The 17,909-nt window shown below is 38.2% G+C and carries 19 protein-coding genes; 7 read left to right on the forward strand and 12 right to left on the reverse strand.

The annotated features are described in order from the left end of the window. Positions 1–63: 63 nt before the first annotated feature. Positions 64–840: a serine protease gene (locus H4J52_RS00855; RefSeq protein WP_182180665.1), complete on the forward strand. Its 777-nt coding sequence runs from the start codon at positions 64–66 to the stop codon at positions 838–840. A 13-nt stretch (positions 841–853) separates the two neighbouring features. On the opposite strand, the gene H4J52_RS00860 is transcribed toward H4J52_RS00855, so the two are convergent. From H4J52_RS00860 to gpmI, 3 genes are all read right to left on the reverse strand, one after another. Then, positions 854–1,618, reverse strand: coding sequence for a divergent polysaccharide deacetylase family protein (locus H4J52_RS00860; protein WP_182180663.1), 765 nt, complete (start codon positions 1,616–1,618; stop codon positions 854–856). 91 nt (positions 1,619–1,709) lie between these two features. Continuing rightward, positions 1,710–2,873 carry a murein hydrolase activator EnvC gene (locus tag H4J52_RS00865; protein WP_182180661.1) on the reverse strand — a complete coding sequence of 388 codons (1,164 nt, stop codon included), beginning with the start codon at positions 2,871–2,873 and terminating at the stop codon, positions 1,710–1,712. 10 nt (positions 2,874–2,883) lie between these two features. After that, positions 2,884–4,425 carry a 2,3-bisphosphoglycerate-independent phosphoglycerate mutase gene (gene gpmI / locus H4J52_RS00870; protein WP_182180659.1) on the reverse strand — a complete coding sequence of 514 codons (1,542 nt, stop codon included), beginning with the start codon at positions 4,423–4,425 and terminating at the stop codon, positions 2,884–2,886. 251 nt (positions 4,426–4,676) lie between these two features. Here gpmI and H4J52_RS00875 point away from each other — a divergent pair, with 251 nt between their 5' ends. The 4 genes from H4J52_RS00875 to gpsA are packed head-to-tail and all read left to right on the forward strand — an operon-like array spanning position 4,677 to position 7,009. Further along, positions 4,677–5,105, forward strand: coding sequence for a rhodanese-like domain-containing protein (locus H4J52_RS00875; RefSeq protein ID WP_182180657.1), 429 nt, complete (start codon positions 4,677–4,679; stop codon positions 5,103–5,105). Between the two features lie 26 nt (positions 5,106–5,131). After that, complete coding sequence (grxC, locus tag H4J52_RS00880; RefSeq protein ID WP_182224090.1) at positions 5,132–5,386, forward strand: glutaredoxin 3; 255 nt, start codon at positions 5,132–5,134, stop codon at positions 5,384–5,386. A gap of 42 nt (positions 5,387–5,428) precedes the next feature. Further along, on the forward strand, positions 5,429–5,944 hold the full coding sequence (gene secB, locus H4J52_RS00885; RefSeq protein ID WP_182180653.1) for a protein-export chaperone SecB: 516 nt from the start codon (positions 5,429–5,431) through the stop codon (positions 5,942–5,944). Between the two features lie 57 nt (positions 5,945–6,001). Continuing rightward, positions 6,002–7,009 (forward strand): NAD(P)H-dependent glycerol-3-phosphate dehydrogenase, encoded by a 1,008-nt coding sequence (gpsA, locus tag H4J52_RS00890; RefSeq protein ID WP_182180651.1) that lies wholly within the window; start codon positions 6,002–6,004, stop codon positions 7,007–7,009. Between the two features lie 47 nt (positions 7,010–7,056). Here gpsA and trmL read toward each other — a convergent pair whose 3' ends face one another. Next, positions 7,057–7,521, reverse strand: a complete 465-nt coding sequence (gene trmL, locus H4J52_RS00895; RefSeq protein ID WP_182180649.1) for a tRNA (uridine(34)/cytosine(34)/5-carboxymethylaminomethyluridine(34)-2'-O)-methyltransferase TrmL — start codon at positions 7,519–7,521, stop codon at positions 7,057–7,059. Positions 7,522–7,623: 102 nt separating this feature from the next. On the opposite strand from trmL, the gene H4J52_RS00900 reads away from it, so the two are divergent. After that, positions 7,624–8,520, forward strand: coding sequence for a cation diffusion facilitator family transporter (locus H4J52_RS00900; RefSeq protein WP_182224091.1), 897 nt, complete (start codon positions 7,624–7,626; stop codon positions 8,518–8,520). Positions 8,521–8,534: 14 nt separating this feature from the next. Here H4J52_RS00900 and H4J52_RS00905 read toward each other — a convergent pair whose 3' ends face one another. From H4J52_RS00905 to H4J52_RS00915, 3 genes are all read right to left on the reverse strand, one after another. Beyond that, positions 8,535–9,575: an alpha/beta fold hydrolase gene (locus H4J52_RS00905; protein WP_182224092.1), complete on the reverse strand. Its 1,041-nt coding sequence runs from the start codon at positions 9,573–9,575 to the stop codon at positions 8,535–8,537. Positions 9,576–9,645: 70 nt separating this feature from the next. Beyond that, positions 9,646–11,037 carry an ATP-binding protein gene (locus H4J52_RS00910; protein ID WP_182224093.1) on the reverse strand — a complete coding sequence of 464 codons (1,392 nt, stop codon included), beginning with the start codon at positions 11,035–11,037 and terminating at the stop codon, positions 9,646–9,648. Next, positions 11,037–11,750 (reverse strand): response regulator transcription factor, encoded by a 714-nt coding sequence (locus tag H4J52_RS00915; RefSeq protein WP_182224094.1) that lies wholly within the window; start codon positions 11,748–11,750, stop codon positions 11,037–11,039. The genes H4J52_RS00910 and H4J52_RS00915 overlap by 1 nt, the downstream gene beginning before the upstream one ends. Before the next feature lie 236 nt (positions 11,751–11,986). Between H4J52_RS00915 and H4J52_RS00920 the strand changes: the two genes are divergently transcribed. Next, complete coding sequence (locus tag H4J52_RS00920; protein ID WP_182180639.1) at positions 11,987–12,478, forward strand: Spy/CpxP family protein refolding chaperone; 492 nt, start codon at positions 11,987–11,989, stop codon at positions 12,476–12,478. A gap of 11 nt (positions 12,479–12,489) precedes the next feature. Here the strand turns inward: H4J52_RS00920 and H4J52_RS00925 are convergent, their stop codons facing one another. From H4J52_RS00925 to rsgA, 5 genes are all read right to left on the reverse strand, one after another. Next, positions 12,490–14,493 (reverse strand): M56 family metallopeptidase, encoded by a 2,004-nt coding sequence (locus H4J52_RS00925; RefSeq protein WP_182180637.1) that lies wholly within the window; start codon positions 14,491–14,493, stop codon positions 12,490–12,492. 56 nt (positions 14,494–14,549) lie between these two features. Then, a complete protein-coding gene (locus H4J52_RS00930; protein WP_182180635.1) occupies positions 14,550–14,930 on the reverse strand; it encodes a BlaI/MecI/CopY family transcriptional regulator in 381 nt (126 codons plus the stop codon). 132 nt (positions 14,931–15,062) lie between these two features. Further along, the gene (locus tag H4J52_RS00935; RefSeq protein ID WP_182180633.1) at positions 15,063–15,800 is read right to left on the reverse strand and encodes a glycerophosphodiester phosphodiesterase; all 738 of its coding nucleotides are present in this window, start codon (positions 15,798–15,800) and stop codon (positions 15,063–15,065) included. Positions 15,801–15,802: 2 nt separating this feature from the next. After that, on the reverse strand, positions 15,803–16,636 hold the full coding sequence (gene asd / locus H4J52_RS00940) for an archaetidylserine decarboxylase (RefSeq protein WP_182224117.1): 834 nt from the start codon (positions 16,634–16,636) through the stop codon (positions 15,803–15,805). A gap of 68 nt (positions 16,637–16,704) precedes the next feature. Further along, on the reverse strand, positions 16,705–17,742 hold the full coding sequence (gene rsgA, locus H4J52_RS00945; RefSeq protein WP_182180631.1) for a small ribosomal subunit biogenesis GTPase RsgA: 1,038 nt from the start codon (positions 17,740–17,742) through the stop codon (positions 16,705–16,707). Positions 17,743–17,909 lie beyond the last annotated feature (167 nt).

Genomic DNA, 17,909 nt, shown 5'->3' on the forward strand with positions numbered 1-17,909 from the left:
TTTTTGCGAGGAAAACGCAGTAAACTTCTTGGCAGGTAATTTAATAATGAACAGAGTGTTGCAATGCGTTATATCAAAATAGTTTTGAGTACTTACTTAATTTTATATGCCAACTTAGTTATAGCTGATTTGGCCGATACTGTTGAAAAAATAAAGCCCGCCGTCGTGGGTATAGGTGTTCACACTCCATCTGGTCGGCAGAAAAACAGCTTGAACGGTAGTGGTTTTGTTATTGGTAATGGACAATATGTCGTAACCAATCATCATGTTCTGCCAGAAGACCTTGATGAAAGTATTTTACAACAAATGGCGATTTTTACGGGCTCAGGGAAGAGTGCTAAAGTACGTACAGCTGATATTGTCGCAAGTTCTCAGCTTCATGATATCGCTATCTTGAAAATTCATGGTGCGCCACTGCCCGCGATGCAACTCGCAGATAAAGGGTTTCGCCGTGAAGGCAGCTACGTCGCTTTTACGGGGTTTCCTATTGGCGCGGTATTAGGGTTATACCCTGTCTCTCATCGTGGCATTATTGCCAGTATTACACCAACCATTATACCCGTTGATAACGCACAACAAATTAGTATTAAGATGCTGAAAATGCTGAGAAACCCGTATTTGGTTTATCAACTTGATGCGACAGCATACCCAGGAAATAGTGGCAGTGCTCTGTATGATGTAAACACTGGGGATGTTATTGGTATTATTAATAAGGTTTTTGTACAGGAATCGAAAGAGGCTGTTATTAGTAAGCCCAGCGGTATTACTTACGCTATTCCCGTTAAATATTTATTAGCTTTATTACAAGAACATAAAATTGATTACCTTAAAGCTAATTAACTTTAGCTTTCTGTCAATCTTCACTTATTATTGCAGGTGCGTGACTATTTTCGGGCTTGCCAATTAATGTTGAAATTGAAACGAGGTCAATATCGAGCTCTGTTAGCAAGGGAAGTAAACGATTGAGTGCAAGGATGGTTTCAGGATGAGGATGAGCAATAGCGACAACCGACTGATATCGTTGAGCATGGTCAATAAGTTGCATGAATTGTTGATCAATATAGTCACTGCTTAATTCGTTATCTAAAAATATTTGTCGATGTGTCGTCGGTACGCCTATTTGAAGCGCAATACGCTCGGCTTTCGTTCTGTTCGTTGTTACGCTGTCGACAAAAATTAAATCTCGTTCTTTTAAAAAGCGCATCGTCCACATCATAGGACTATAAAGTTTAGTAAGTTTGCTACCCATATGGTTATTAATGCCGATAGCAAAGGGGATCTCAGCAAATGCTCGTGTAAGCTCACGGCGAATAGATTTTTCATCCATATGTACCGTTAATGCGCCAGGACCTAATGCTTTACCATTTTCTGCTTCCATTGGAATGTGTAAAATAATTTCGTTGTTCTTGTTATATGCTTGTGCAGCTAAGATTTTGCCAAACGGGGTATGAGGAAGAATAGCAAAGGTTATTGCTCCTGGTAACGTTAGCGCGGCAGCATCACTTTTTCGGTAACCAATATCATCAATAATAATCGCAACTTGAGCGTTTTTAGCGACAGTTAACGGAGCGATGCTCAACAATGTGAATAAAATAAGTAATAGGAGAAATAAACGCAAAAGAACTCTTAATTTTAAAAAGGAATTGATATTGGCTCAGATTATCAGGAGAAAAAGTTAAAATCGAGCAGAAGTGATCATTTGTTTTCGCTTACTTAAACCAAGCTTTAGGATTGACCGCTTGACCATCTCTGCGAATTTCAAAATATAAGCCTGATTGACTTTGCCCACCACTTTGCCCAACAAGTGCTATCGGTTCACCTGTTTCAACGCGGTCACCTACTGATTTTAACAACGCTTGGTTATGGCCATATAAGCTCATGTAGCCTGCGCCGTGGTCTAATACGGTGACTAAACCATAACCTTTTAACCAATCAGAAAATAATACGGTGCCGTTATGAATGGCTTTAACTTGCTTGCCAACAGGAGCGGCTAATAGAATGCCTTTCCACTTTAAATAGCCCTGTTTACGAGAGCCAAAACGGTGACTAATTTTACCTTTGATCGGCCATGAAAGTTTTCTTTTTAACTTTTTAAGGCCAACCAGTTCGGCACTTTGCTGCGATAATGTTGCGATACGTTGCAATGCAACCACTAAATTTTCTTCTTCAGCCACTAGCTTGGCTAACAGTTGTTTACTGTTAAGGAGTTCTTTATTTATTGCGCGAAGGGTGTTTTTTCGCTCTTGTTTACTCCCTTGAAAAACGACTTTTTGTTCAGTTTGTTGTTGTTTTAGAAGATTTAATCTTTTAGCTTGTTCTTGGTGTTGTGTCGTTACAGCGAGTAAATCACTTAATACGATTTGAAATTGGTCGATTTCTTTAATCCGGGCATCGTTTAAATATTTATAATAAGTAACAGTTCGCTCAACGCTAGCTGGACTCTTTTGATTGAGTAATAACTTAAGGTAGTCGTGATTCCCCGATGTATAAGCCGCTCTTAACTGCTGTGCGAGCACTTTTTCTTGCTGTTGCTTTTTATGAGTGAGCGATACTTTTTCTTGTGTAAGATTTTTTAATGTTAGCTGTGTATCTTCAAAATTAGTATTGGTTTTGATCATCGCTTTTACAATTTTAGCGATAGAAATGTCGTCATTGCGTAATTGCTTTTCTAATGAAGAGCGTTTATTGCTCGTTTGTTTAATAGATTTTTGTTGATCGGATATTTGTTGTTGAACTTTAGACAGTGCTTGATTAGTTTTTTGCTGGTTGTTCTCGTTATCTGATGATTGTTGGGCAAGACTCTCCGACATCAACATGCCGCTAAGGCTAACTATTGATGCAAATAAAAGTATTTTTTTCACGAAGATTTTCATGTTAATAATCCTAAACAAACTTCATCAAGGAATGGCCAGTCATTTGCTCAGGTTGTTCTATGCCCATCAATTGCAATATAGTGGGTGCAATATCACTTAATGCACCTTTTTCTGCAGGTTGGGCCGCTCGGCCAATATAAATTAATGGCACAGGTTCACAGGTGTGTGCGGTGTGTGCTTGGCCTGAATTGTTATCAAGCATTTGTTCAGCATTGCCGTGATCGGCGGTAATTAAGCACTCTCCACCCACAGTCTCTAGAGCAGCAACAACACGACCTACGCTTGCATCCACTGCTTCACAAGCCGCTACGGCAGCATCAAATTTTCCTGTATGACCGACCATATCCCCATTGGGATAATTACACACGATAAAGTCATGGTCGCCGCTTTCAATCGCCGCTACTAATTTATCTGTTAATAAAGCTGAATTCATTTCTGGTTGTAAATCGTAGGTAGCAACTTGTGGGGAAGGCACTAATATGCGCTGTTCGCCAACAAACTCACTTTCTCTACCGCCACTGAAAAAGAATGTAACGTGTGCATATTTTTCGGTTTCTGAAATACGTAATTGCGTTTTGTTATGTTTCTCTAGCCATTCACCCAGTACGTTCTCAAGTGCCACTTTAGGGAAAGCGATATTGGCTTTTATGTCGTCGGCATATTCGGTGAGCATGACAAAGTCGGCAATAGCAGGAGATTTCTTACGCTTAAAGCCAGAAAAGTCTTGTTCAGTGAAGCAGCGGGTAAATTGACGAGCACGGTCGGCTCTAAAATTCATAAAAATTAATGAGTCACCATCACCAATTTCAATTGCGTTGCCGTTATTATCTAAAATGGCAGACGCCGCAACAAATTCGTCATTTTCCTCACGAGCATACGCCGCTTTTAAGGCGTCAGTTACGCTTGAATATTGATGTTTTGCTTCACCACTGACCATTAAGTTGTAAGCTAACTCGACACGATCCCAACGTTGGTCACGGTCCATCGCATAATAACGGCCAATAACTGAGGCTATTTGCCCACAGCCAAGTTGCTTGAATTTTTCTTGTGCTTTGATTAATGATGCTTCTGCACTACGTGGCGGCGTATCACGGCCATCTAAAAAAGCGTGTAAATAGATTTTACTTGCGCCTTTTTCTTTCGCAAGCTCCAGCATAGATAGAATATGATCTTCGTGACTATGAACACCGCCAGGCGATAATAAACCAAATACATGTATCGCTTTATCATTCACTATTGCATGCGTAACCGCATCATTGAGTGCTTTGTTGCTGTTAAATTCTTTATCTTTTATCGATTTGGTAATACGAGTGAAGTCTTGGTAAACAATACGTCCAGCACCTAAATTAACGTGACCAACTTCTGAGTTACCCATTTGTCCGTCAGGTAAACCTACTGCCATGCCGGATGTGCCAATTAACATATGTGGATATCGCGCATTTAAATCGTCTAGTACCGGCGTTTTTGCATGAAAAATAGCGTTAGACTCTGTTGACTCTCGGTATCCCCAACCATCTAAAATCAGTAATACGGTAGGTTTTTTATTTGGCATTGTCGTTTCCATAAAGGTGAAATTAGCTAATTATTCGCCAGTATACCAAGCAAAATAAAGAATTGCTTGTGTGCTATTAGACAAAATAATTCAACGCAATTGTGTGCTTTTATTTGTTATCCGTCAGTTGTACCAACAAAAATTATACTTTGATTGATTTAATCGCTCATCACGTAAAGTTCTTTTTGGGTTTGCTCGGTAATTCTGTATACTATCGGCAACTTTTTATTCAACCAATATTTATTATTTTTATGGATCAATTAATTATTTTTGCTGGTAATCATCCAGTGTTAAGTGCAGCTTGGGCAGCGATTGTCGTGCTGATTATTATTACGACTATTCGTATTCAAATGTCACCTATTAAGCAAATATCTACGCAGGAGCTTACTTTTTTAGTAAATCGTGAAGAAGGTGTTGTTGTCGATATTCGTACGGAAAAAGAATTTAAAGCGAGTCGTATTATCGATTCGAAAAACTTAGTTAAAGAGAAAGTAACAAATAATGATTTTGCTACCCTTGAAAACTATAAAGATAAACCCATCATAGTTGTATGTACCGCAGGAATTACAGCTACACCTGTAGCTAACCAATTACTTAAAGCGGGCTTTACTAAAGTTAGCTTGTTAAAAGGTGGTATGAATTCTTGGGTAAATGCAGGTTTACCGCTCGTTAAAAAATAACGATTAATAACTTATAAAGGTTTGATATGACTGTTGATATTTACACTAAAGTGACTTGTTTTTATTGTGTGCGAGCAAAAGCTTTATTCGATGAAAAGCAAATAAGTTTTAATGAAATTAAGATCGACAATAATACAGAATTACGTAATGAGATGATTAAACGTAGTGGCGGTGTTACCGTTCCACAAATCTTTATTGGTGATGTGCATGTCGGTGGTTGCGATGAACTCTTCGTATTACATGCCGCGAATAAATTAGATGAACTTTTAGCAAAAGATTAAAAGTCATCATTAAATAATAGCAATTACAATAGGAAACAGAACATGTCTGATGAAAACAACAACACGGATGTAGCACAAGCGGCTACTGATAAAGCAGCCCCACAATTTGCTATTCAACGTATTTATACAAAAGATATTTCTTTTGAAACACCTAACTCTCCCGCTATCTTCCAAAAAGATTGGAAACCTGAAATTCAATTAGATTTAGATACTAAATCAAATAAATTAGCGGAAGATACTTATGAAGTTGTACTTTCTGTGACTGTTACTGCTACCGTTGAAGGACAAACTGCCTTTTTAGCTGAAGTTCAGCAAGCCGGTATTTTTTCTATAGGTAATTTACCTGAAGCGCAACTTGCACATACTATTGGTGCTTTCTGTCCAACGACTTTATTTCCATATGCACGCGAGTCAGTTGCCAACTTAGTCAGCCGTGGTTCATTTCCACAAATTAATTTAGCGCCAGTGAATTTTGAAGCATTATTTGCTTCATACGTTCAGCAACGTGCCGCTCAAGCAAATGCTGAGCAAGCACCTGCGAGCGCTGAAACTCACTAGTCCCCTTTTGCTTTTATGCAAATCGGTTACTAGTCACCATAAAATGGAATTGATGATATGTCGGAATTAACGGCAAAGATCACAGTTTTGGGGGCAGGGTCTTATGGCTCTGCCCTTGCTATTTGTCTTGCTAGAAATGGTCACAAAACTGTATTGTGGGGACGAGATCCTCAGCATATTGCCCAGATGCAAGCGACTCACTCGAATGAAAAATATTTACCCGGTTGCCAATTTCCACCATCACTCATAACAACAGACGATCTTGCCAGAGCGGTTAAAGCGAGTGAAAACATTCTGGTTGTTGTACCTAGCCACGCTTTTGGCGAAATGCTTAGTCAGATCAAGCCATTTTTATTACCTAAGGCTAAAATAGCTTGGGCCACTAAAGGCTTAGATCATAAAACAGGTCGATTACTCCAAGATGTTGCACGTGATATTTTGGGTGATGATATTTCATTAGCGGTATTATCGGGTCCCACGTTTGCAAAAGAGATGGCTGCAGGGTTACCAACCGCTATTTCGTTATCGTCGACTGACGATGACTTTGTCACTGAAATTTCTGACTTACTCCATTGCGAAAAAACTTTTAGGGTGTACGCAAATAAAGATTTTATTGGTGTACAACTCGGTGGTGCAGTTAAAAATGTTATTGCTATTGGTGCAGGTATGGCCGACGGTATTGGCTTTGGCGCCAATGCTCGAACGGCATTAATTACCCGCGGTTTAGTTGAAATGACCCGTTTAGGTTGTGCACTAAATGCAGAGCCCAGTACTTTTATGGGAATGGCCGGTTTAGGTGATTTAGTGCTTACTTGTACTGATAATCAATCACGTAATCGTCGGTTTGGCTTAGCGTTAGGTAGTGGTGTTGATGTTGAAAAAGCGATGGCTGATATTGGTCAAGTTGTTGAAGGCTACCGCAATACCAAAGAAGTTTACATGTTAGCGCAACGTATGGGCGTAGAAATGCCTATTGTTGAACAAGTGTATCAAGTACTCTATTGTGGAAAATCAGCAAGGTTAGCGGCCGCTGATTTACTCTCCCGAGATCGTACTGTCGAATAACTTAACACACTGCAAATGGAGCTCTTTTTAAGTTAACTTACTGTTCCTTAAACTGAGCCTTCAAATCCCATTTGTCGCCATGCTTCAAAAATAATAACAGCCGTTGCGTTCGATAAATTCATGCTACGGCTATCTTTAACCATTGGAATACGAATTTTGTTTTTATCCGGTATTTGTTGTCTTACTTCTTCTGGCAAACCACTTGTCTCTGAACCAAAAAGTAAATAGTCACCTTGTTCAAAGGATACATCGCCATAGTAGTTTGTCGCTTTGGTTGTGATTGCTAGTACGCGACTGGGTTGTTCATTTTCAATAAAAGCTTCATAATTTTTATGGCGCTTAATTGCAGCAAACTCATGGTAATCTAAACCCGCTCGGCGTAGTTTTTTATCGTCTAGATCAAAGCCAAAGGGTTCTATTAGGTGCAGCCTAAAGCCAGTATTCGCGCAGAGGCGGATAATATTACCGGTATTTGGTGGAATTTGTGGCTGAAATAAAACAACGTCTAACATATAAATAATACTTGAATTCAAAGATGATAAGCTATTATACCAAACGAATTAATATATTGTACAACTTACATCCTCACGAGTGACATTGGAAAAGTAAATAATATGAGTAAAGCTTTAGCAAAAAATGATGACTACGGTTACTGGGTGAAAATTGCTGCTTTTGCAGCGACAGCTACGGCCTTATTACTCGTTGTATTGAAACTTTATGCTTGGCTGGCAACTGATGCGAGTTCTATGTTGGCTTCAGCAACAGATTCAATGCTCGATTTATTTGCTTCACTCATGAATGTTGTCATCATTCATTATGCGTTGGCACCCGCCGACGAAAAACACAAATTTGGTCACGGTAAAGCTGAGAGTTTGGCTGGGTTGGTACAAGCGGCCTTTGTTACAGGTTCTGCACTATTACTGGTTTTTCATGGCTTTGACCGCATTATTAACCCGAAGCTGGTTGTTAAAACAGAAATCGGCATTATCGTTACTATTATCGCTATAGTGATGACCCTTTTGTTAGTTTTGTTGCAACGTTTCGTGATTAAAAAAACACGCTCGGTCGCAATCAGTGCCGATGCTTTACATTATCAATCTGACTTATTGCTCAATCTTGGTGTACTTGCCGCTTTAATTTTAAGCAGTGGGTATTCTCAGTATGCTGATGGCGCATTCACTTGTGCTGTGGGCTTGCTGTTATTAAGTGGCGCTTTAAAGATTATCTATCTAAGTGTTCATAACTTGATGGATCACGAATTGAGTGAAGATGAACTTACTCAAATAACCGCAATTGTGTTGTCTCATGATTCAACATTAGGTGTTCATGACCTAAGAACGCGACAATCTGGGCCACATCGCTTTATTCAATTTCACTTAGAGCTTGATGACAGGTTATCTTTACTTGTAGCTCACAGTATCGGTGAAGCTATAGAGAAAGAAATAGAAGCGAAGTTTTCACCTTGCGAAGTCTTCATTCATCATGATCCTACTTCAATTGTTGAACGCTAAAATAATCATAAAAATTAAGCTGAGTGCTTTCTAAACCAATCAAGTGATTTTTTTATTGCCGGCGTGCGGTACTCGTCTTTTTCAAACATAAGTTCATGAAAAGCGCCTTTAAATATAAAAGGTTTGCGGTGAGGGTTCAGCGCTGAATTTTTATGGTGTAATCGCAGGCAGAAAGCGTTTTGTGCGGTATTTGAAACAATTGTGTCATTGCCTGACTGCATCACAATAATAGGGGTAGTGAGGTTGTCTATATCCGCAAATATATGCTTATTGGCAATAATCGCTTCTTTAAGCCAATGCGCGGTTACACCTCCCAATTGAATCTGTTTGTGTTGTTGATAAACATCAACAAAAACTTGGTAGCGGATCGTGGAATGACTTAGTTCATTTTCTGTAAAAGGTGTTTTACTAAACCCTGTTTGTCCTATGAAGTAATTAGCTTCATCACTAAACCATGAATTTAGCTTATCTGCGGTGTAAATAATAGCTTTAGCGAGCCAATTGGGGATACTGCCATTGTTAACGGCAATCATTGGCGACGATAGCACAGCTGACTTTATCGAGTTTGGGTATAATTGCATCATACGAATAGCAATTGCACCGCCCATTGAATGGGCTAATAAGTGGGGGAGGGGCGTGGCACTTTTAGTTGAATTATTCGTGCAATATTGCGTTACAACCTCCATGATGAATTGTTTGAGGTCATGAGCGTAGTCATCAAATCTTTTCACAAATCCTTTGTGTTTATCTTTCAATAATCGTTCTGATAAACCTTGACCACGGTGATCAAGTATAAAGAGATTATAACCTTGGTGATGTAAATCAAAGGCGAGTTCTTGATATTTTAAGTAACTTTCTGACCGGCCTGTTACCAACACAAGACATTCTTGATATTGAGCGTTAATGAAGGCAGTATAATTTATTCTAATGTCATCAATGCCTTTAAAAGATGAGAAAACACCTTGTTGCCAAAACGCCTTTATTTGGGTGGATAAATACGTTGTTAATGCGGTTTCTTTGGAATATTCATCTGTACTGATTTGCGCTAAAGTCATGTTGTTCAATCCTGTAATAAGCGTACAGATAAGGTGATGATTGACACTATACTCTTTTATTATGTGTGATTTATGTTAATGGTAAGGTGATTTTTACCGATAAACCACCACTGTCTTTGTTTTTAGCACTTATCTTACCGTTGTGTGCCAATACCGCTTGTTGTGCGATAGCTAAGCCTAAACCTGTCCCCCCACTGTTTCTATCTCGGGCTTCATCCACACGATAAAATGGCTGAAATAGCTTTTCTATGGTGCTTTGAGGAACACCGGTACCGTTATCACTGATAATAATGCTTATACTGTTTTGTTGTTTGTCAATCAGGCGATGCATTGAAATAATCACTTCGCTATTCTTTGGGCTATATTTTATGGCGTTAATGATGACGTTACTGAATGCACTGCTTAATAAATTTTGATCAGCGAGTAGGTCCAGTGATAAAAAATTATTCATGGTAATTAAAATATGTTTTTCATCAGCAATATACTGGCAGTCTTGACAGATATCCGTTAACAATTCATCGAGGTGAACTGTTTGCAAATTTATTTTTTGAAAGGTATTTTCGAGTCGAGAAAGCGAGAGTACATCACTGATCATTTCATTTAAACGCGTGACTTCTAACTCGCAGCGGGCCAGATGTTTTTTTTGAAGTTCAGGCTTATTAATTGATTGTTGCGCTAAGCCTACGGCAAGTTGTAGGCGAGTCATTGGGGAGCGTAATTCATGGGAAACATCAGCTAATAAACGCTGATTAGCAGTGAGGTTAAGTGATAATTTATCCGCCATAGTATTGAAACTGGTCGCAAGTGAACCCAGTTCATCTTTTCTTTTATCTGCATTCTTGATACGTGCATCGAGCTGTCCGTTACCTATATCAGTAGCCGCTCGTCTTATTGCTAATATTGGCTTACTTAATGTTCTTGCTAACAACCAGGCGAGTAATGAACTAACAGCAATAGGAATGGCTAACTTTAACCAATTTGGAAGTTGCATAATAAAAGAATTAAAGTGTCGTGATTTACCTTTAACCACTAAATATAGTGCTACAGGCTTGTTGTCTAAGGTAATATTTTTAGGGCCGGTAATACGAGATCTTGGAAATTGAATACTGGTAATTGCAGGAAAACTATTTATTTCTAGGTAGCTCACTAAATTATTTAAAAATGGATTATTATCGGTGGTAAATTCACCACTTTTAATATCTTTAATAATAATGGCATCATGAGATATTTTAGGCCGGTATTGCAAAAGTTCACTGGCGGTAATATTTTTGCTTTCAATTCGATTAGCGAGACGGTTTAATTTTTTTTGGTCGTTAGGATGTGCAGGCAATATAATACTGTTTTCTGCTAATTGTGCTGAGATGAATCGCGTCGCAATAATCGAGCTTAAGGCGAAAAGCCAAAACCATAAAAATATTTTGAAGCCAATAGATGAAAATGAACGTCTAATTTTAGTGATCATTATTCATTATTCCCTAGGCTTTCTCCTGCAAGGAATATATAACCAGCACCACGAATAGTTTTTAATTTATCGCTTGGAGAAAATTCGAGTAACTTGCGGCGTATGTTACTGATATGCATGTCGATACTGCGGTCAAAAGCACTAAGTTTTCGCTTTAGAATTTGTTCTGATATTTCATTTTTATTGACGATTTGACTAGCATTATTCATCAATAAATCGAGTATTTGAAATTCAGTCCCCGTTAATTCTACTAATTGTTGATGACAGAAAACTTGGCGTGTTGCGTGATCTAATCTCACGGCATTGATCAGTTGATTGTTAATTTGACCTTCTCTGGTTTTTACTATTTTTATTCGTCGTAAAATTGCGTTAATACGCGCGAGTAATTCACGATGCTGAAAAGGTTTTGCTAAATAATCATCAGCGCCAAGCTCTAACCCTAAAACTCTATCGTCGTTATCGCCTTTAGCCGTTAACATCAAAATGGGCGTTTTATGCTGACCACCCAAGGCTTTTAATACTTCAAAGCCATTAAGTTTTGGCATCATGACATCGAGTAATATTAACGAAAAAGACTCATCAAATGCACGTGCTAAACCCGCAACACCATCATGACAAGCCTCGAGCTCAAAGCCTTCATATGATAAATACTCCGCTAATAATTCAGTGAGTTCTTTGTCGTCATCTATGATCAATATTTTCTGTTTACTCATAATTTTGCATCATCATACTTAGAAGGCTTATTTGGCTAGTGTTGATATTAACTTAACTCTTAGTAGAAAACTTACTTTGTTCGAGCCTTTACATAAAATTTACACTGGCTTGCGTTTCTTTGCATTGCAGAGTTTATAGTTATATCACTTAAGTTAATGAATTAGCCCACTTAGCTCCTTAAACCGCCAAATCATTTACTCAATTGATAGTATCTATAAACAATAAGGATTACCCAATGAAAAATAAATTATCAGTATTATTAGCCAGTGCCGTGTTAACGATGTCATTAGCGAGCACTTCCGCTTTTGCCTTGAATAATGATGAAGGTCATGGTCATAAACATAAAAAGCATGCGACTAAATCTATGCAAAAATCTGAAGGTTTTATGCAGCATAAGTTGAAAAAAATGATGAGGTATTTAGAACTCACTTTTGAACAGCGACAGCAAGTAAAAGCTATTTACCAACAGGCAAAAGAAAGTCGCTTAGTGTTAAAGGATAGTTTGCAAAATTTTCATCAACAAAGTGAAATTTTAATGATGGAAGACGACTTTAACGAACAAGCTTTTATTGACTTACAAAGTCAGTATCAAGATAGTTTTGCACAAATGGCATTGATTAAAGCACAGACAAAGCATCGCTTTATAGCATTATTAACAGAAGAGCAAAAACCGAAAATGAAGTCTCGTCGTGCTAGCGAGAAAAGAAGGCCTCATCATTTTGAATAGTTTTAGCTTTGTTATCGAGCAAGACTAAACGAAAAGATTTTAGACATGGTGCTTTCTATCGGCTGTTCGTTATAACTCGCAGGTGTGAAACGCCATTTTTCTAATGATGTGCGAATAGTATTACGGAAGTAACTTACTTTACCTTCACTACCGTATTGAATGTCACGAATATAGCCGTTTTTATCTATTGTGAACGTGACTTCAATATCGGTTTCAATACCCTTACGTTTGGCGTTCGATGGATACTTTGGGTAAGTTGACGTCAGTAGTTTTGCTGATGAGCGAATAGGCATAAAGTTAATAGCAGATTCACTTTTTGATGAGAGTACCTGTTCTACAGTTTTTGAATTGATATTCGCTGGCAGCGTTAATTGAGAAGTTTCTATTGAAGGCGCTCTTGCTAAGTTTGCGACTTGTTGGGCATATGGGTTCTTTAATATTGCCCCATCTCTGGTTGAGTCGGTGCGTTCAAAAGCTAATTCAGAGATTGATTTATTCGAGACTATTCTTTTAGTTAATACTAATTCTGGTAATGATTTATCCGCTGCTTGCTGAGTAGAAGTAAGCGGTGATTTATTTTCTTCAACGACCAAATTTCCGGTGAAATTGGTCACGGGTTGAATCGTTACATCCTCAATAGCGGTTATTTTTTTCTCAGTTGCTTTAGCTGAAAGACTTAACGCATTCACCTCATTAAGGTTAGCTTGAGCACTCGTGTTTCTAAAGTCGTTGGCTAATTCAATAGACGCTTTTGGGGTTGCTTTTTTTATTTTTAATGCGCTAATATTATTCGTTGAAATACGCTGCATAGATGGCGATGAAACAGTTTCAAGTAATTTATTTTTTAAGGGTATATTGTCATTTTTTTGATGTAATAATTGTTGCGCTAAAGCGGGTAAGGTTACTTTAGTATTGTCATTACTATGGGTGTTGAAGTTATCATCAGAATTACGATATAAAGAAATAGTGCCTGTGCTTATATCTAAGGTGGGGATTTGGATGAATTTCTTGCTGCCCACAGCGATAATTGAAAGAATAATTGCAATAGAGGCTAACCATTTTCCTGAATTATTCGTCGTTGAGCAATGCTGGTTTTGATCAATTAAACGTACCACTCGCTGTTTTAAGTCGCCTCCAGACGCTGCCATCGCCATTGCAGGAATAGAGTGATGTCGATGACTGTTACATATCGACGCAGTATCCGCTAGGGTATGCGCATAAGCAACAGGGTTACCACAATGTTGAACGGCGATATCATCACTACAATACTCACGTTCATTACGCATTTGCTTAGAAACCCAACGAACACCTGGATGGAAGAACAAAAATATTTCAACTAAGGTTTGTATAAAATTCACTAAGTAATCGTGGCGACGAATATGAGCTAGTTCGTGAAGAATAAGCATATCTAGTTGTGCTGGTGTTAGCCCTGAAAGCATAGATACTGGAATAAGCACTACAGGCTTCATCCAACCAATAGCCATAGGTACATCATTTTTTAGTGAAATTAAAATTTGTGGTGTACATGTTAACTTTACTTGCTGAACTAATCGGTGAAATCTTGCTTCAAGTTCAGGTTCTGCTGGAGATGTACCTGTTTTGGGAAGTTGATTAACATTATATAATTCAATAAATAGTTTAACCGCTAAAGCAAAACTAATTACTATCCATGTTAATGATAAGTAGGGTAAATATTCAACAGTATTGGCATACCAAGTCGCCGTGCTTTGCGCATCACCATTAATAATGTCAGCTAATAATATGCTGTTGTTTAGTAAAGGGCTAAATTGTTGAAAGTCAGCCTGCGAAATGATGTAGAAGGTGAAGAAGGGCAGTAATAGATTTGCAACCATCGCCAGTGACGAAAAGACATACCGCCACTGTGGTTTTTTATAAGACGTAAATGTTAATGCTAACTTTAAGGCAAGCGCAACAAAAAGCCCTTGCCAAATAAAATGGATAAGAGTCAACGATAAATTGTATAAAAAGGGACTACTCATTAAATTATCGGGCATTATCCTTCCGTGTTTATGTACATTTTAACGTACGACTATACCGGTTATTTTAGCTATTATTTTTCTAGCTCGTTGAGTAATTGACGAATATCGGCAATTTCTTCTTTACTCGTAGACTCATCTAAAGCTCGCATAACTAACTTTGATGTAGAACCACCAAAAGCTTTTGTCGCCAAGTCTTTTAATAACGATGACTGAGTGAATGTTTCACTGTTCGAGGGCGCATATACATGCGCACGATTACTTTCGTCACGAATGACCAACGTTTTTTCATGCATAATCTGTAAAATTTTCAAAACAGTAGTGTAACCCGTTTTTTGAGTTTTACTAACAACGTCATGTACCTGACGAACGGTTGCTGGACCAACTTTCCAGAGAACATTAAGCAAAGTTAACTCTGCTTCTGTAGGCTTGATATTTGTATTATCTCGAGCCATTGAAATTCCTTAATGCTGTGAATAATTATGAGTTAAATACGAATGTAATCGTATCTTGTGTTGATAAAATGAGCAACCACTTTTCGAGTTATTGATGATTTTTTGAAATAGAGTGCTGATAACAAAGGTTTTTTAATTATTGTTTTTTTGTTTTTTGTTAATAATTAACCTAGTACGAGTTGGATAGTTAGTAAAAATAGCATCAACGCCTAGTTGCATGCATTGTTGTATGTCTTGTTCTCGGTCTACGGTATAAACCCAAACAGCTAAGCCTTGCTGATGAATACTATTGACTAAGTTTTGGTTTAAGCAATGTATAGATGGGTTTACTGATTTTACCTGCAATGTCTGTTTAAATTCATCAAAGGTTAATGGGCAGTGTGCAATAAGTGCCGCAGTACTTACTTGCGGGATATCCCGTTTGATTTTTAATAATAGCGGGTGATTAAAAGCAGAGATAACAAATTGTGAATAGGTAAATTGCTTACGCTCAATAAAGCCATTTAACAGCTGCTTTAACGCATCAACAATCGTTGTTATGAGTGTTTTATCACTAGTCGTTGCTTTTAATTCAATGTTAACTAAACACTGACCGTTAATCGTTGCCAATGCTTTATCTAATGTTGTGGTGGCTTGATTATTGTGGGTGATAGCTAAAAGGGCTTCAAGTGAAAAGTCTTCAAAAGATAAAGCTTGCCCAGCGTTATTGATGACGAAGGCGTCGTGTAATAAAACAAACTGACCTGACGATTGATGGTATTGAGCATCAAGCTCAATACCATCGGCTTGCTGTTTTATTGCTTGCTCAAAAGCCAATAGTGTATTTTCAGGAAATTCTCCACTAGCGCCTCGATGAGCAATTATTTTCATGGCTAATCAGCGTTAACGATATTTGCGTAATGCTCACCTAAACGCGTAACAGTACCGGCACGGGCATCGACACTAAACTCAATCATATTAGGCGCAAAGGTCGAAACTACCGTAGAGCCAAGTTTGAAACGTCCCATCTCGTCACCTTTTTCAAAAGTGATCGCGTCATCGCCATCAGCGGGGTAATTTTCTCTAAAAATACCTTTCTTTTTGGGTGAGGTAATCGTGCCTGCCCAAGTTGTTTCTATGCTGGCAACAATCGTTGCACCTACCAGTACCATTGCCATTGGACCTGCTTTTGTATCAAAGATAGCAACGACACGTTCATTACGAGAAAACAAGTTAGGCACGTTATTCGCCGTTAATGGGTTAACAGAAAATAAATCACCAGGCACAAAAATCATTTCTCGTAATGTTGCCGCCAGTGGCATATGAATACGATGATAATCTTTTGGTGCTAAATAGATACAAGAAAACTTACCGCCTTGGAATGGCTTGGCGGTGTTATATGAGCCACCGAGTAGGGTTTCTAATGAATAATCAAAGCCTTTAGCTTGAATTAAACGTCCGTCTTCAATATCACCTTGTTGGCTAATGGCACCGTCAACAGGGTAGCAAAGTGTTGTTTCATCTTTATCAATAGGGCGAGCACCATTTTCAAGTTCACGGGTAAAAAAATCGTTGAAGGTTTTAAAGTCTTCCGCATTTTTAAGCTTGGCTTCAGACATATTGATGTCGTAATTCTTAATGAATGCTTCAATGGCTTTCGTCGTTACTCGGCCACATTCTGCAGCAGCAAACTTTCCCGCTAAACGAGAAATCAAATGTTTAGGCATAAGGTATTGAAGGGTGATTTTTAATTTATTTAAAAGCACTGAATTTCCTTTATATTATCTATATTAATTTAGTTATTAAAACGGGAGGTTAATTTATTATCGCCTAAACTGGCTAATATTCGTTGAAAACTTGCTAAACGTTTAGGGTGTATTTTCATCTCTTTTCCTGCGGCAATTAATGCACAACCGGGGTCTTGTTGATGCTTACAATCTCTAAATCGGCAACCACCTAAGTAATCTGCAAACTCAATAAAACCACCATAAACTTCTGCGGGAGTTAAATGCCAAAGGCCAAACTCTCGAATACCGGGTGAATCAATTAAATCGCCACCTTGTTTAAAATGATATAAACGAGCAACCGTTGTGGTGTGTTGACCTAATCCCGAATTTTCAGAGACTATTTTGGTCATTAAACCAAGTTCAGGCATTAGCGTGTTAGTAAGTGTTGACTTACCAACACCCGACTGACCCACAAAAATACTGGTATGTTCACTGAGTTGTTTTTTGAGTTCTTCTATACCGTGTTGAGATTCATTACTGACATAGATTACTTGATAACCAATATCACGATAAATATCAAGGTGCTTCTCAATTTCTGTTTTGGTGGCCTCATCAAGTAAATCGGTTTTATTGAGTAAGATAACCGGTGTAATACCTGTTTGTTCTGCGGCCACTAAATATCGGTCGATAATATCTGGATTAAAGGCAGGTAATACAGAAGAAACGATGAGTATTTGGCTAATGTTGGCAGCAATAGGTTTTACACCGTCATAAACATCAGGGCGGCTTAATACCGACGTACGCTCGTGTACAGCCTCTATTACGCCTGAAATACTATGCTGAGTTTCTTTACCTCTACGCCATAGCACTTTATCGCCACAGACTAAAGACTTAACACCACGGCGAATATTACAGCGAATGCAATCGCCATTTTCCGCCTCAACATCAGCATGCTGACCAAAACGGCTGAGAATTGTACCGTTTTCAGGTTCACCTAGTTCAGTGTCTTGCCATTGCACTTGTTCAGGTTTATTACGCAGTTTTTTCGCTTGATTATCTTTAATGCGTCTTGTCTGACCTTTAGTCAGCTTTTTTATCTTAGACATGCGGTTTTATCATGTTAATTATGGAGTTTCACTCTTGTTTAAAAAAAGGCTAATGCGACAAAAAGTTTTAATCACAGTTCATTGTACGTATTATACTGACTAAATCACAATTCATCTAATATACTTGTAATAGTAATATCAGTTTTATTACGTTTGTGATTTTATTA

It is taken from the genome of Colwellia sp. MB02u-14, assembly GCF_014076915.1.
Lineage (GTDB): Bacteria > Pseudomonadota > Gammaproteobacteria > Enterobacterales > Alteromonadaceae > Colwellia_A.